This window comes from Bacillus sp. FSL K6-0994 (assembly GCF_038630815.1).
Taxonomy (GTDB): Bacteria; Bacillota; Bacilli; order Bacillales; family Bacillaceae; genus Bacillus; species Bacillus safensis.
This window is the reverse complement of sequence record NZ_CP152043.1, coordinates 1,137,946-1,153,764: the sequence shown is the minus strand read 5'-3', so window position 1 is coordinate 1,153,764 and position 15,819 is coordinate 1,137,946. Positions and strand designations below refer to the sequence as shown.

At 38.6% G+C, this 15,819-nt stretch carries 16 protein-coding genes and 1 pseudogene; 2 read left to right on the top strand and 15 right to left on the bottom strand.

Features of this window, described 5'->3' with window-relative positions; translation table 11 throughout:
- The 6 genes from hag (MHB69_RS05865) to MHB69_RS05840 form a co-directional block, all read right to left on the bottom strand.
- Positions 1-900, bottom strand: coding sequence for a flagellin Hag (gene hag, locus MHB69_RS05865; RefSeq protein ID WP_214755247.1), 900 nt, complete (start codon positions 898-900; stop codon positions 1-3).
- Positions 901-1,188: 288 nt separating this feature from the next.
- Entirely contained in the window at positions 1,189-2,109 is a 921-nt protein-coding gene (gene hag, locus MHB69_RS05860) for a flagellin Hag (protein ID WP_342496075.1), read from the bottom strand.
- A 238-nt stretch (positions 2,110-2,347) separates the two neighbouring features.
- Entirely contained in the window at positions 2,348-3,244 is an 897-nt protein-coding gene (gene hag / locus MHB69_RS05855; protein ID WP_185854351.1) for a flagellin Hag, read from the bottom strand.
- A 230-nt stretch (positions 3,245-3,474) separates the two neighbouring features.
- A complete protein-coding gene (locus MHB69_RS05850) occupies positions 3,475-5,046 on the bottom strand; it encodes a kelch repeat-containing protein (protein ID WP_342496074.1) in 1,572 nt (523 codons plus the stop codon).
- Between the two features lie 102 nt (positions 5,047-5,148).
- The gene (gene alr / locus MHB69_RS05845) at positions 5,149-6,330 is read right to left on the bottom strand and encodes an alanine racemase (RefSeq protein WP_342496073.1); all 1,182 of its coding nucleotides are present in this window, start codon (positions 6,328-6,330) and stop codon (positions 5,149-5,151) included.
- Between the two features lie 172 nt (positions 6,331-6,502).
- A complete protein-coding gene (locus MHB69_RS05840) occupies positions 6,503-7,114 on the bottom strand; it encodes a GlsB/YeaQ/YmgE family stress response membrane protein (RefSeq protein ID WP_024426765.1) in 612 nt (203 codons plus the stop codon).
- Positions 7,115-7,254: 140 nt separating this feature from the next.
- On the opposite strand from MHB69_RS05840, the gene MHB69_RS05835 reads away from it, so the two are divergent.
- Entirely contained in the window at positions 7,255-7,602 is a 348-nt protein-coding gene (locus MHB69_RS05835) for a hypothetical protein (RefSeq protein ID WP_098677366.1), read from the top strand.
- A gap of 55 nt (positions 7,603-7,657) precedes the next feature.
- Here MHB69_RS05835 and MHB69_RS05830 read toward each other — a convergent pair whose 3' ends face one another.
- From MHB69_RS05830 to MHB69_RS05805, 6 genes are all read right to left on the bottom strand, one after another.
- Entirely contained in the window at positions 7,658-8,116 is a 459-nt protein-coding gene (locus MHB69_RS05830; protein WP_144496584.1) for a GyrI-like domain-containing protein, read from the bottom strand.
- A 226-nt stretch (positions 8,117-8,342) separates the two neighbouring features.
- Positions 8,343-8,576 carry a hypothetical protein gene (locus MHB69_RS05825; protein WP_342496072.1) on the bottom strand — a complete coding sequence of 78 codons (234 nt, stop codon included), beginning with the start codon at positions 8,574-8,576 and terminating at the stop codon, positions 8,343-8,345.
- 97 nt (positions 8,577-8,673) lie between these two features.
- Complete coding sequence (locus MHB69_RS05820; protein WP_120207245.1) at positions 8,674-8,811, bottom strand: aspartate phosphatase; 138 nt, start codon at positions 8,809-8,811, stop codon at positions 8,674-8,676.
- Positions 8,801-9,934, bottom strand: a complete 1,134-nt coding sequence (locus MHB69_RS05815) for a Rap family tetratricopeptide repeat protein (RefSeq protein WP_046310635.1) — start codon at positions 9,932-9,934, stop codon at positions 8,801-8,803. Before MHB69_RS05815 ends, MHB69_RS05820 begins: the two co-directional genes overlap by 11 nt.
- A 129-nt stretch (positions 9,935-10,063) precedes the next feature.
- Positions 10,064-10,483 (bottom strand): GNAT family N-acetyltransferase, encoded by a 420-nt coding sequence (locus tag MHB69_RS05810; RefSeq protein WP_342496071.1) that lies wholly within the window; start codon positions 10,481-10,483, stop codon positions 10,064-10,066.
- A 41-nt stretch (positions 10,484-10,524) separates the two neighbouring features.
- Entirely contained in the window at positions 10,525-11,679 is a 1,155-nt protein-coding gene (locus MHB69_RS05805) for an MFS transporter (RefSeq protein ID WP_046310631.1), read from the bottom strand.
- 112 nt (positions 11,680-11,791) lie between these two features.
- On the opposite strand from MHB69_RS05805, the gene MHB69_RS05800 reads away from it, so the two are divergent.
- Positions 11,792-12,697, top strand: a complete 906-nt coding sequence (locus MHB69_RS05800; protein WP_335371196.1) for a LysR family transcriptional regulator — start codon at positions 11,792-11,794, stop codon at positions 12,695-12,697.
- 312 nt (positions 12,698-13,009) lie between these two features.
- Here the strand turns inward: MHB69_RS05800 and MHB69_RS05795 are convergent, their stop codons facing one another.
- The 3 genes and pseudogenes from MHB69_RS05795 to MHB69_RS05785 form a co-directional block, all read right to left on the bottom strand.
- Positions 13,010-13,906, bottom strand: a complete 897-nt coding sequence (locus MHB69_RS05795; RefSeq protein WP_065214248.1) for a macrolide 2'-phosphotransferase — start codon at positions 13,904-13,906, stop codon at positions 13,010-13,012.
- A 425-nt stretch (positions 13,907-14,331) separates the two neighbouring features.
- A pseudogene (locus MHB69_RS05790) lies at positions 14,332-15,161 on the bottom strand (SMI1/KNR4 family protein).
- 342 nt (positions 15,162-15,503) lie between these two features.
- Positions 15,504-15,803, bottom strand: a complete 300-nt coding sequence (locus tag MHB69_RS05785; RefSeq protein ID WP_034284276.1) for a contact-dependent growth inhibition system immunity protein — start codon at positions 15,801-15,803, stop codon at positions 15,504-15,506.
- Positions 15,804-15,819: the final 16 nt, after the last annotated feature.

Here is a 15,819-nt window from a genome sequence, read left to right as displayed (position 1 = left end):
TTAACGTAATAATTGAAGTACGTTTTGCGGCTGCTGGTTTGCTTGCGCTAACATTGCTTGAGATGCTTGAGAAAGAATGTTGTTCTTTGTGAACTCACTCATTTCTTTCGCCATGTCAACGTCACGAATACGAGACTCAGCTGCTGTTAAGTTTTCAGCAGAAGCACCAAGGTTGTTGATTGTGTGCTCTAGACGGTTTTGGACTGCACCAAGTTTAGAACGCTGATCTGAAACTTGTTTGATGGCTCCATCAATAATTGCTAATTGGTCGTTAAATCCACCTTCTTCACCTGCTGCAATTTCGGCAAAATCAGTTACTTTAATAGTAGAAACTGTTTTATCGTCAACGCCAAGTTTATCAGCAGACATTGCTTCAATATGAACTGATAATTGCTGCGCACCGTTAGCTCCAATTTGGAAAGTTAATTTCTTCGCTTCTCCACCTTCAGGCTCAGCAGCAAAAGTACCGTCAAGAAGTTTCTTTCCATTGAATTCAGTACGGTCAGAAATACCGTTCTTATCTGTACCGTTACCAATTTCTTGAACTAGCGCATCGATTTCTTCTTGAATCGCACCTAGATCTGTATCATCCTGAGTACCCGTGTTTCCTGCTTGAACCACTAATTCACGTATACGTTGAAGAATTGAGTGAGTTTCAGTCAATGCACCTTCAGCGGTTTGAATTAGAGAAATACCGTCTTGTGCATTTTTCGTCGCCATTTCTAATCCGCGGATTTGTCCACGCATTTTTTCAGAGATGGCTAGACCTGCTGCGTCATCTCCTGCACGGTTGATTTTAAGACCAGAAGAAAGCTTTTCCATGTTCTTTTGACCTGCACCATTGTTGGCAGACAAACGGTTCAATGTGTTAAGTGCTGCGATATTGTGGTTAATTCTCATGTTTAATGACCTCCATGTGTTTGAACCAATTAGACATCCTTGTCCAAAAGTTCTAAATTAGAATTTTTTTGTAAGCCTTACAATCCATTTATCGAACCTTAATGGAATATGTTTAACAAAAAAGGAACAAATAAGGAAAAAGCCTTATTCATTATGATCGTTTCGCTAGAGTTCACCAATTTTGAAGGTCGTTATTCATATTTTCACAGAGGGAATTAAGAATCATAAGACTGGAGAAAATTCGAAGAAAAATGCACATAAAAAAAAGCCCCATAAAGGGGCCTTTCATTAACGTAGTAATTGAAGTACGTTTTGTGGTTGTTGGTTAGCTTGAGCAAGCATTGCTTGAGAAGCTTGAGAAAGAATGTTGTTCTTAGTGAACTCACTCATTTCTTTAGCCATGTCAACGTCACGGATACGAGACTCAGCAGCCGTTAAGTTTTCACCAGAAGCACCAAGGTTGTTGATTGTGTGCTCTAGACGGTTTTGAACCGCACCAAGTTTAGAACGTTGAGTAGATACTTGTTTGATGGCTCCATCAACAATTCCTAATTGTGCATCAAAACCAACATCAGCTGTATCAGCATCGTTTGCTGCAAATTTTGTAACATCAATATTTGAAACAGCTTGGTTCGCTACTAAAGTACCATCGTCTGCAGTTGCACCAAGTTTGTCAGCAGACATTGCTTCAATGTTTACTGATAACTGTTGTGCGCCATTAGCACCGATTTGGAAAGTTAATGATTTTGGTGTAGCACCAGTTGCGCTGAAAGTACCGTCAAGTAGTTTCTTTCCGTTGAATTCTGTACGATCAGAAATACCATTTTTGTCTGCTCCATTGCCAATTTCTTCAACAAGCGCCTTGATCTCATCTTGAATTGCACCAAGGTCTGTATCGTCTTGTGTACCAGTGTTTCCAGCTTGAACAACAAGTTCACGTACACGTTGAAGGATTGAGTGAGTTTCAGTCAATGCACCTTCAGCGATTTGGATAAGTGAGATACCGTCTTGTGCGTTTTTAGTAGCCATTTCTAATCCGCGGATTTGTCCACGCATTTTTTCAGAGATTGCAAGACCTGCTGCGTCATCTCCTGCACGGTTGATTTTAAGACCAGAAGAAAGTTTCTCCATGTTCTTTTGGCTCGCACCGTTGTTTGCAGACAAACGGTTTAATGTGTTAAGCGCTGCGATATTGTGGTTAATTCTCATTTCCTATTACCTCCATGTATGTGGGACCTGACAGACGTCCTTGTCTGAAAAAAGTCCTTTATTCTAGGGCTTAAGTGCCCATACATTTAAAATATCGGATAATTTCAAAGAAAGTTTAGCATTTTCCAATCTTTTATCTTAATTTTATTATTAATTTACCAATCTTTTATATCTAGTTTAACTTATACAATCTAAGTAGTAAGTTATCAAGAAAAAAAGCCCCTTAAGGGGCTTTTCATTAACGTAGTAATTGAAGTACGTTTTGTGGCTGTTGGTTCGCTTGTGCAAGCATTGCTTGAGACGCTTGAGAAAGAATGTTGTTCTTTGTGAACTCGCTCATCTCTTTCGCCATGTCAACGTCACGGATACGAGACTCAGCAGCTGTTAAGTTTTCACCAGAAGCACCAAGGTTGTTGATTGTGTGCTCTAGACGGTTTTGGACTGCACCAAGTTTAGAACGTTGAGTAGATACTTGCTTGATTGCATCATCAACGATTTGAAGTTGCTCGTCAAATCCACCTGCAGCATTAGCAGCAGTTGTTGCGAAATCAGTTACTTTAAGCGCAGATACTGTTTTAGTTGCATCAGTTGGATCTGTTCCAAGTTTGTCAGCAGACATTGCTTCAATGTTAACTGATAATTGTTGAGTTCCGTTAGCACCGATTTGGAAAGTTAAAGTAGCTGTTCCATTAGCAAAATCGCCATTTAACAACTTTTTACCGTTGAACTCAGTTCGATCAGAGATACCGTTTTTATCAGTACCATTTCCGATTTCTTGTACTAGAGCATCAATCTCTTCTTGAATTGCACCAAGGTCTGTATCGTCTTGTGTACCAGTGTTTCCAGCTTGAACAACTAGTTCACGAACACGTTGAAGGATTGAGTGAGTTTCAGTTAATGCACCTTCAGCGATTTGGATAAGAGAGATACCGTCTTGTGCATTTTTAGATGCCATTTCTAATCCGCGGATTTGTCCACGCATTTTTTCAGAGATTGCTAGACCTGCTGCGTCATCTCCTGCACGGTTGATTTTAAGACCAGAAGAAAGCTTCTCCATGTTCTTTTGGCTAGCACCGTTGTTTGCAGATAAACGGTTTAATGTGTTAAGTGCTGCGATATTGTGGTTAATTCTCATTTCCTATTACCTCCATGTATGTGGGACCTGACAGACGTCCCTGTCTGAAAAAAGTCCTTTATTCTAGGGCTTATCAACCCTGACAATTTTATTATCGGACGTGGTTATAGGATGTTTAGCAGATTTTTTAAAAGATATCACATTTTTTCATGACGTTGAACCTAATTTTAACAATTTCATCAAAATAAAAGCTGCTGATCTCTTATCAGCAGCTTTACAATTTATGAATTTCAGTATTGCTTAATATCAAACATTAAGATATTTTGATACACCACGTAATCTCTCTTACTAGTGAATGGTCCTTTATTGTGTTCATCATTGATTTCATAGAAGTTCATTCCAATTCCAAAGCTTCTTTCTTTATACCAGTTAAGAAAATCGTTGATTTCTTTCATTGAAAGTAAATAATCCTTTTGCAGCCCGTTTACCATCGTAATTGAAAGTATACCTTTTGTTGCTTCTTCGCCAGGTTTTGTTCCGTCTTGATCCTTTGGTTCTTCTGTTGAACCATCACCAGGTTTTGTTCCGTCTTGATCCTTTGGTTCTTCTGTTGAACCATCACCAGGCTTTGTCCCGTCCTGATCTTTCGGTTCTTCTGTTGTGCCATCACCTGGCTTTGTTCCGTCTTGATCTTTTGGTTCTTCGGTTGTGCCATCATCTGGCTTTGTTCCGTCCTGATCCTTTGGTTCTTCTGTTGAACCATCATCTGGCTTTGTCCCGTCCTGATCTTTCGGTTCTTCTGTTGTACCGTCATCTGGCTTTGCTTCATCTTCAGTTATTTGCAAGTCACTTAATGGAATAGAAATCACTGATTTGTAATCACTTTTTGCAGAAAAATTCCCCATATAATATGAGTAGTCACGTCCGCCAATGACATACAATTGATCCTCAACAATTGCTGCGACAGCTGATACTCTACCTTCTGGTAAATCATACGCTGAATTTTTAAATTGACCATCTTTCGGATTGAAAATTTGAACTTTATTCAGCATTTCACTTGAACGATCACCAGTTCGTTGTCCACCAATAACGAAGAATTTCCCATTATATGTTTCGTAGGCTGGTTCAAATACATATGAAGTTAAATCACTATCTTTTAATTTACTCCATTTATCTGTTGAAATATCATACTGGAACAAAGATCTTTCTCTACTATGCCCAATCGAATTTTCTCCACCTGCAACATATATTTTGCCGTCAATTGCAGAAATGGCTCTCCCATTTCGAGATGGTAAAGCCGATGAGTCCAAGCTCTTCCATTCATCAGTGGCAGTATTGAATTGATAGACATTATTTTTATAAGAGTTTTTTGAAGAGACAATATATATATTCTCTTTCACTGCAACTGCGTACAAAGTTCCCTTGCTATAAGCTGAAAATACAGGGTCTCTTGGAATTTGAATCGGTTCTTCAGCCCACTGATCAAGTTCTGCATCATAAATATCAATCGTATTATAAGCTACATTTGTCTCTTCGTTTATTCCACCTATAAGATAGATTTTTTTACCAACTGTAGCATATGTACCGCCTGTTCTGTTTCTTGGCATACTAGCTTTTTCTTCCCAAACATCTTTCTTAGGATCATACATAAATGTTTGATTATTTAACTTATTTTTTTCACTTGCTCCACCAAACACATAAATCTTTCCATCAACAACTCCCACACCAGCATTAATACGTTCTTCTGGTAAATCAGCTCGTTTCGTCCATCCAGTTGAATTTTCAGCTGCATTCGCTTTGAATGGACTAATGGTACTTATTAAAAGAAGTACCAAGATAAATAGTAAAAATCTTTTTTTCATTTTTTCTTCCTCCAGTTCATGACATTCCCTCCTTTTATCGTCCTTATTTTTACTTTTTTTATCATTAAAGGTTATTATTGATCAATTTTCTTGATGAAAACCTCACACATACATCACCGGCGTCGATATTTTAATAATCTTTCCGCCGCGACGATAAAATCTTGGGACGCGCCGGCTTAAGGTGGTGATGACTTCGTAGTTGATCGTATTGAGCATTTCGGCGATTTCATCGACAGAAATTTCTCCGCCCTTTTGACGACCATATATGACGACTTCTTCGCCTTGCTTTGCTTTCATTTCTCCTAAACTGATCATGGTCATATCCATGGTGACGCGGCCAGCAATCGGCATTCGTTTTCCGCGGAAAAGCATAAATCCTCGATTGGATAATGCTCGTGAGTACCCATCTGCATAACCGATTGGTATGGTTGCTATAACTTCATCAGGTTTTGCTACATAGGTTGCCCCATAGCTGACGGTCCTTGGCTTTGTCACCATTTCCTTCACGAATGCAATCCTTGCTTTTAAACTGAGAGCGGGCTCTAGCTTAACAGCATCTAAACTCTCAATGTATTGCGAAGGATACAGTCCATAAAGTCCGATGCCTAGCCGTATCATATCTGCGCTAAATTCAGGAAATGCGATGGCAGCCGCTGTATTGTTCATATGTACAGTGGGCAAAGTAATGCCTTCTTTTTTTAAGAAACGAAGAAAATCAATAAAAATGCTGTGCTGCATTAGTGTGAAATCAGGGTCAGGCTCATCCGCAGTGGAGAAATGCGTAAATATTCCATCCCACCTCAGGTTTTCACTCTTTTCAAGCGCCTCCACCACCTCTAACAGCTCTTCCTTTGTCCGTACACCTAATCGTCCCATCCCTGTGTCAACATTGACATGAATCCCAAGGCGATGCTGACTTTCTTCTTCCGCTAAGATCTCATTTGCTTGAACAATCCAGTCTTCTCGAAGGCCGGAGAGATCAATTCTCCAGGCTGCAGCCCTTTTCACACAGTCGAGCGGGGTAAATCCAAGGACCAGAATCGGTGCTTCAATTTTTGCTCTCCGCAATACAATACCTTCTTCCAAGCTGGCAACCGCAAGCTCTGTCGCACCGCTTTCTAGTGCCTGCCGCGCTACTTCAACTGAGCCGTGTCCATAAGCATTTGCCTTTACGACAGCCATGATCTTGCTTTTCCTTGGAATATGCGCTTGAATGGCTTCGATATTTCTTTTAATCGCGTCAAGATTGACCTCGATCCAGACTTCCCTGCAAAGCTTTTGCATGTATGTTTCCTCCAGTCATTTCGATATCAATGATCGTTTTCGTGTCTAGTCTATCTTTATTCATTTTTGAGAAAAACATTCAACCGCAATGATTGAACCAGCTTTTGTCTTGATGGACATAAAAAAAGAAACCACCTCAAACTGTGATTTCTTCTTTATGAACAGTCATTTATTAAACCGCAGATTTCATCATTGAATCAATTTCATGATAAATCTCCTTCAGATTTTCTCGTTCAGTCAAATATTCGGCAGTGCTCTTACGAACAGGCACATCAAATGTCAGAAAGGTGAGCGTAATCGTTGATGATTCCTGATCATTCATAGTTAATCTCAATTCAAGTGTCGAGATCTCTTCATTATTATCACTCTCAACAGATTGTTCAATCGGTACACCATCTTCTAACATGTCAACTTGCTTCAACTCTTTCAAGGAAAGCTCAGTGACTTCAAACCTGAATTTTCGAGATGAGCGGCCAGGTTGATGTGTAATAAAGCGTATTACCTTTCGCTCATCATCAATCGCAAAGCCTTTATCAACATTTTGTGAAAAGATGTATGTGGAAGCCTGAAACCCGTCTTCTTGAAAAAGCATCATCATTTTATCTAATAATATATTTGGATCATTCTTTTCTTTTTGCCTTTGCAGCCTACCCGCTATCCATAAAATGACCATTGCACCGATGATGCTAAAAACCGTTCCCAGCCCATTACCTACATCTACGAAAATAGTAAAGCCTAAAATAGCAACAATAAAAGCGATTACAATGCCTATGATGAATATCACTCCATGCTCCTCCTGTCATGACCCTCATTGTTATATTGGTTTAATCAAGTATAGCATCTGGATTTTGATCGAAAAAAAATCTATTATAGACTAAACAGACACTATATTCATTTCGCTTTTAAATAGAAAGGATTTTTATGATGAACCTCTACACGACAGACGAAATCATTGATGCTCTTTATAAAGCCTGGTCCTCTCAATCTAGTTCAAAATGGAGTAAAGAAAACCCGGCCAATGGACAATGCGGTGTCACTTCTTTAGTCGTCCATGATCTTTTAGGCGGAAAAATAAACAAGACCGCATTACCTAGCGGATGGCACTTTTACAACGTAGTGAATGGAAAAAGAATCGACTTTACTTCTTCACAATTCTCAGAGGAAATCGTTTATATGGATGTCCCTTCAAATCGAGAAGAAGCATTTCAAGATACGAATGAGGATCAATACCGATATTTAAAGGAACGAGTCCTAAAATATTTAAACATTTAATACTCATGAAAACAGACCATATGAGGTCTGTTTTCATTGCAGTTTGATTAAGTGTTTAAAAGATAGGCAGTAAGAATTCACACACCTTATCTTCGCCTTCTTCTTCTCTATACCTTTCCATTATAGGTGCCTGACGCATGTTTAATCGATTGTTTTGGATCATTTGAGGCAATTGTCTCCAAAACAAATTCACTTTTTCGGTTGTATGTGTCACCGTGAACACAGCATACTTTCCTCCTTCAAAATGACCAGTCTGAACCATTTGATCTTTTGTGAAATCTCTATTTGTCATAAGCATGAGGTCATATCTGCATTTTTCTGATGGAATTTTTCCAGGATGATCTTGAGGAACACCATATATACCATATTCCTTTAATTCATCATTTAAATGATGTTGCTTAATCCATTTTTTAAATCTCTTCATCATCTCAAAATTCTCTTTGCTGCCATATGATCCGATATTTCTCATATACACCATTTTCATATTCGTTAACATTTCAATTTTGTAATTCATGATTTCCCTCCAACTCGTATTGGAAGACTGGCCAATCATTCCTTACAAACAACGGTAACATCCTTTAAAATAGAATGCAGTAGGATATTAAAAATAATGTAATGTATGATGAAAAATACATATGTAGGATTTGCGATCTAGATCGTACATGAAGTAATCTCATTTTCTCTTCATTAGATATCAAATTTTTTCAAATAAAAAAGAGCGGACTATAGCCGCTCACTTGTTATTGATTTTCCTTTGAAGATTTAGCACCGAGAAAGACGCCAATCAAATAGATGATTGTTCCAAAAAACAAACCATTTAACAAACTGATAAACAACATTTTACAAACCAGACCAACATAATAAGACGCTGGCATCCCTGGAAACACAGCCATATTGAACAGGCTAATCATAAAGGTTAAAGCAAAAGATATAATGAAAATCCTTCGAAATAATGTTGATTTTAACATTGTCACTTTACTTCCTCCTCAATATCTTTTCTATGGAAAAAATATTCTTTATTCATAGCATATATTCAATCTTAAAATAAAAAGCCCTTTAAGGGCTTTTTATTTAAGCAGTATAACCGATACTTGCAGTATGACCTCTCCTAGCTTCATCATGACTTGCTGTCACTTCAGATGTAAAATAACCAACAATACTGATGACACTGATCATCACAAATACTATTGATAACGTTTTAAATTTCATACTGACAGTCCCCCCGCTTCACTTGAGTTTGGAAATAAAGAATCTTTTCATAAAAATGCATCGCATTGTCTTTATCTCCCATTTCATTATAATATTTTGCAGCATCTTTTGCTAAATCTTCAAGATCAGGATACATTGACTTTATTTCTAGCGATTCCATTATTTTTTCCAACTGCTCAAAATTGTTGTCAACATATAGTGATCTTAAAAATTTGAATATCAATAACAGCACATGGTCTTTCAGCTTTTCAGATAGTTCTATGCCGTTATTTAAAGCATACTTACCTAAATCCTTTTCTTTCTTTTTGAAATAGGCTTTTGACAACATAATAAGCGGGTCTAAGATTCTATTTAAATGTTCGTATCCCTGCTCTCTAAATGCTCGAATTGAGTCATTAAAATGTATAATTGCTTGGGCTATTTCATTATGATGAAAATAACTCAACCCTAAATTATAGAGTGCTGATCCTTTTAATCGTTTTGTTGAGTTGTCGGCGGCTTTTTCTAGTGCGTGTTGAAAATGGGGTATTGCTTTTTCGGGGCAGCCCATATCTATATAGTTTAATCCGATCACAAAAGAACATTGTATTTCTCTTACTGTGTATGTCTCTTTTTCTCGATAGCATTCTATCGCCTGAGCGATATGGTGCATGGACATGTGGGTTTGTTTCATGTGGTAATAGATTTCAGCCATCTTGTAATTGAACTCGGCCCGTTCGATATCGTCACTGACAAGAGACAGCTTTTTTTCTGCCCGTTTATAGAAGGTAATCGCATTTAGGTATTCATAGTTTTCAAATTCATACATGCCGTAGAAAAAATTGAAATAATACTCGAGCAATCCTGTTAATTTCTCTTGGTCTCTTTTGATCTTCATTGCGAGTTCCTTGAAGTTGGCCCGCTCTTTCCCATTTTCTAAAGGATTCAAGTAATCAAGCATTAATTTATGTCTGAACTCCATGAGTGAGAAATACAATAATAAATCTTGATTTTCTTCCATATGATCAAGCATTGATTTGATTTCCTCTTTATATGCTTCGGCGTCCGGTACGTTAAATCTTTGAATATGATAATACCATTCATTGATTTTCAAACCGACGTGAGAAGAAAGCACTTTCTCCATCAGCCCTTACCTCTTCCTCTATTTTCCCTATAATGACATATATTATCATTTTATGTACCATTCGACACCGAAAAGAAACCGCAAAAAGGCCCAATAAAGGGCCGTGAAATTGATAAAATAAAATGACTTCTATTCATAAATAAGCACCCAGTATTCCGCCCCAGGTTCTCCTTCTTCCACAACAGCCTTCCACCCTCTTTTTTGATAAAAAGATAAAGCTTTGTGATTGTCGGAGACACATTTGAGGGTGACCGGTGTTCCTAAAACTTTTATCGCTTGTTTGAGCAGCAGATCGCCAGCCCCTTGACCAGCAGCTTCTGGATGTACAAACAAAAGGTGAATAAAACGATCTGGTACATATAGAGAAATGAATCCAAGGATTTTATTGTTCTCCTCAGCTAAGAAAATTTGCTCTTCCTGCGTATCTTGATCAAAATCTTGCAGATGGAGTTCTTCTGAATTGAGCCAGTGAAAGCTCTGGCGCCGGGATTCTAAATAGATTTGTCTTAATTGTGGATAATCGATCGTTTTTGCTTCTCGAATGAGCAATAGAATTCCCCCGTTTTTATTGAAATGTGAAGCTGCATCATTTAACTCGACACTTCTTCTTTTCTACCAAGTTTCATTGATAACTGAACGCCAATCATTAACGAGACGATGACAAGCATTGCCACAATGGAAGCATAAAAATGTCCGCTTAAATCGAAAACCAAGCCAATGAAAAACGGACCGAATCCACCCACGATGTACCCGCCCATCTGCGACATCGCGGACCAGGTTCCGGCTTCCTCCGGAGTACTCGTCTCCATAATCGGGAGCATAAGCGCTAAAGGAAATAACCCCCCGGCACCCATACCTAGGAAAATGACGGCTGGCAAGATCGGCATTGGCAGAAGAAGAAAGATAAGACCAATGAGTTCAGACAGACTGCATAAGATGAGAAATAATTTCGGTTTTCCTAATCGAGTAACGACCGCTGGAACGAGTAGTGCCACCGGTATCTGAATGAGTGTAAATATGGTCAAGAGCATGGCAGCATATTGCGGACTGTTTCCGAAACTAAGAGCAATCGGGGAAATCCATGCCGTCAAAGAATAAAACATACTGGACATAAAGCCAAAGAACAAGGTGAATTGAATGGCCTTTTTGTTTCGCAGCGGCAATTTTAACGGCAACGTTACAAGATCACTCTGCTCATTTTTGCGAGCTAAACCTATCCATAGAATAAGGGCGATCACCCCTAGAATAGCCCAGCAGGACAATGCAAATGGAAGATGATGCTGACTGCGTAGATAAATCGGAATCGTGAAGCCGGAAGCGAGCGCTGCACCTATTGTCATCGAAATTGAATACACACTGACAATACCAGGATTTCTCGGGAAATATTTTTTAATAAAACTAGACAATAAAGGACCTGCGAAGCTAATCCCTACCCCTCCAGCAAACGCAGTCATGAGCAGGATAGCAACCGATTGGCTAGTACCACGCAGTGCAGTGGCAATCGTGATAAGAAGAATCGAGAAAAACAGCGTTCTCTCTAAACCAAAACGCCGGCTGAGTATCGTTGCAACGGGAGCAAATATTCCCATACAAAGGACAGGCAAAGTGGTCAAAAGGCTTGCTGTCAGTGCGTTTACTCCAAGCTCTGATTGGATCATGCTCATCATGGAAGCCACGGAAGTAATGATCGGACGTAAGTTTAAAGCGGCTAAAAATAAAGCGGCTAAATAATATATTTTTTTCATCAATACCCTTCTTTCTCTCTCATCTTGTTAAGGTTACTTTGAGTATAAATCTGCCGCATTCATTGATCAATACAATAAATCGTATTATGATGATAGGAAAAGACTATCATTTATGAAAGGTGGACATATGGATACCCGGCATATTACCTATTTTATGGCTGTATTCAACCATTTGCATTTTACAAAAGCCGCTGAGCAGCTAGGTATATCACAGCCTACACTTAGCCAGCAAATTCGACTGCTTGAAGCAGAAGTTGGGATGCCGCTCTTTGATCGAATCGGCAAAAAGGTCGTTGCTACCGAAGCTGGTTCGCTGCTTTATCAATATGGCGTGAAAATGCTTCAAGCTGAAAGAGATGCAAAAAATGCGATGAAAGAACTATTATCGGAAAAACGAGGAACCGTTCGTCTCGCAGTACTCCCTTCAGATCTTGATTTTCAGCTGGTGCCACTATTTGTAGAATTTAAAACTCTTTATCCAGAAACCAATCTAAAGGCATATTCAAATATCTTCGTTCGTGAAGAAGTCCTTTCGCATAAAGTGGATCTCGGCATTGGACTGCGAGGGCCTGCGGATAAGCGTCTCGTTCAAATTCCACTTGGAAGTGAGCCTTACGAATTATTTGTTCATTCAGAAAGTGATTTGGCCCAAAAGAGCGAAGTGTCATTAAAAGAGCTGACTCACCGTGCGTTGGTCATGTATCCGAAGGGATATCTAGGAAGGGATTTAGTAGATGACGTATGTAAAGAACAGGGTGTTGAACTGGACACCGCCATGGAGGTTGGGTCCGCGTTTTCGCTATTGCAGCTGGTTGAAGCCGGCATCGGTGCAACCATTCAGCCAAGAGGATTACTAAAGCAACATTCGATGTGGCCTAATATTATTTCGATTCCTATTGCTGATCCAGCACCTGTCCGTCACTTGGAATTAATTTATTATGCAGATCGATTTGTCAGCAAAGCACAACAGCAGCTATCTGAATGGCTGATAGACTTTTTCAAATCAAGAACTAACTAAAAAGTGAGGTTAACACATGAAGAATGCAAACAGCATATTTACAAGAACAAACCGAGTTGTTATTCGCCAATTCGATAGACAGGATATTGAAGCGTTTTATCAATACCAAGCAAATCCCACAATTGCAAAATTTCAATCCTGGGAAAACTAAACATACGAAGATGCTGAATCATTTGTTCAACATCAATATCGAGTTCATTTATAAAAAAGGAAAATCCAAATCCGTTTTCATTGATCAACTCAAACAGTTTTTTCATGAATTAGATTAAAAAAAGCCCTTTTCAGGGCTTTTTTTGGATTCGTTCTGATTGATTAGCTTTCGTTTGCCAACATGTATGCTGCAGTTTCATGCATATCTTTCAATCCTGATCTCTGTGCGTACTCGGCCACAGTGATCGCACTTGTCGTCAGAAGTTCTATTATATGTTCATCCATTCCTGGCCAAGTTCTCCCGCCTGCTTTTTCATACGCATGGATAAGTTTTGTTAACCCTTCTTTCCCAAAGAGAAGTTGATGCGACAAAAAGTCTGCAGATACATCACCAACCCCCACTTCAGACCAATCAATCACACCCGTCACACATTGATTTTCATCAATCAGAATGTGGCCGGGATGCAAATCTCCATGCTTCACTCCCACGAAAGGCGGCCATAAAGAATCTTTAGCTAGCCATTCTTGCCAGCGCTCCCATAACCCGCTATTAATGGTGTATTGCAATTTGACACGTTCCATTCGCTGTTTCATTGATCCTCTTAATTCATGAGCACTGAGCATCTCCACACCGATCGTTTTAAATGGCTGTTGATCTAAGGAATGTACATTCGCTAGAACTCTTCCTAATGATTCATAATAAGCTTGCGGTACTTTCGTTTGATCAAAACTCCACACATATGATTGCTTCTCCACATCAATACTAGCCGCCGGTACCCCCTCTAATTGTTTATAAGCAATCAGACTTTCTGTAAAGATAGACCACTGAGGGACCTGAAAGTGAACCTGCTTACTCATATGATCTAATGTCTTTTTTTCTTGTAAGGTATGTTTCATTGATTCAGGTCTGCGAGGCATTCTTAATATCCATTGATCACCATGTAAATCTTCGACATGTGCGACACGGAAATCCACACCTGATTCATTTATTTTGATGGTATTCTCTAAAATTTCTAATCCGTGATGTTTGGCTAATTGCTTTAATTCTAGTCTATTCATATTCTTTTCCTCCAATTGCTCATTTATTCATGATCAACAGGCGTTAAGAAAATCATCAAAAAACCACAAATAGGCTGCTATCTGTGGCTAGAGTAAACACGGCTAGACTCATCTCTCTCTTTATATCAATAAAAAATTACAAAAAAAGACAGAAACGATATCTGTCTGTCTTCAAGTAAAGTTACATACTTGACCGCTGAAAATGATTAAAAATGTGCAGACTACCCCGTTTACTCTGTTTGATGAAAACAGAGCCTTTGAACATATGAAATTATTGATTGTTCAAAGTTTTCTGGCGTAATCTTCCTGCATGCATCATTTTTAACCATCCTCCTCTTCATAATTTAAAACTACTATACTTCATTTAAATATGACTTTCAATAAGATTACAAAAAAAGCCCTTTTCAGGGGCTTTTCTTCTTTCACTATCGTTTTTTCACTGGATGAATGTCTTCTCCCAAAAAAGCGGTATCAGGCTCACCACTATTTTCTAGAAACTCCGCTATTTCTTTCAGCTCTTGATTGATAAGGTCATTTCTTTGCATATCCGGGTTTAACAGAAGGATGGAGTGAATCGTTGTCGCTGCTTCATACAAAACATGTTGATCTTTTATCTGTTTGATGCATTTTTTCATACGATCGAAAAACCATTCAATCTCTTCAATTTCTTCCATCGGATAATGTGCCATTTTAAAGAGATTCTGCTGACAAAGGTCTTGTCTCTCAAAAATTTGTTCAAGCTCTTCTTTACTGATATACAAATCCGAGCATTCCTCATCAATTTCTACTACCTCGATCATCACATCTTCAGCTGTATATAACTGCTCAATAAAATCATCGAAAGTATCCGCCAGCTTAAAATCGACTCCCATTTCTAAATCAAAATAGTGGATAGGCGGGTGTTCCTTCGTTTTTCGATAATCCATTGCGATCCATGTCTCTTCCTCTCCGCTGATGATCACAAGTCCCTCCGGCAGCTCCAATTCATCACTTAACTGGGAACTATTCATGATGCCATCATCTTTGGCGATTCCTCTTAGATGGTCAAATTGAACATGATCATCTCCCATGAATTCGGCTGATCAGTTGGAAACGCATTACGCACTGTAAAACCACCGTTCCAATCTAAAATGAGCTTTTTATATGTATCAGGTAAAGTGACACCAAGTCTTCCCTCTGCTTCACGAATTTTTTCCTCATCTATCTTTTCTAACGTGAAAGGACTCTCTTCTTCTTTCTCCCAAAATGGTTTCAAAGTGGGGACCTCCTAGTTTCTAATGAGATCAGTATATCATTGACCAACTACTCATTTACCTTTTTAAAACCTCAAATTACAAACCCGTTCAATTCCTTCATCCAATAAAGAATTTATCAGTAGATATAAAAAAGATCTGGCTGGAGTGGCCAAGTACCAGGCACTTAAAGTGCTCAATGCCAGCATCCGCATGTTATTCCTTCTGGACAAAATATTCACGTTCGTTTTGTTTATCTATATCATACGATGATCCGCATAGAAAAAAGATCCCCTTTTTCTTGATTTGATGACCAATTGACACAAAAAACCTTGAAAGGCATTGGCCGATCAAGGATCATTTAGTTACTTCATTTTCACTGCTTCTTTCATTTCCTCTACTATTTTATTAAACCACTGTATAGGATTTAATGAGATCGCCGGAAAATAGATTTCTGCATTATTTTCGATAAAGCTTTCTTTTTCTTCTATTGTTAAAGTACCATTCAAAAAATCCTGACAATCCTTTATAGTAGACAGCAGACATTCTTTAGTAGCTTCATGAATAAACTCCTCTAACGCTTCTTCTGGTGAATCGATATCCTGATGAAATGTCCCACCTAAAAAATCTTCTAACTCCTCTAAATAACTGTAACTCTCATTCATTTTATCATCCTTCTTT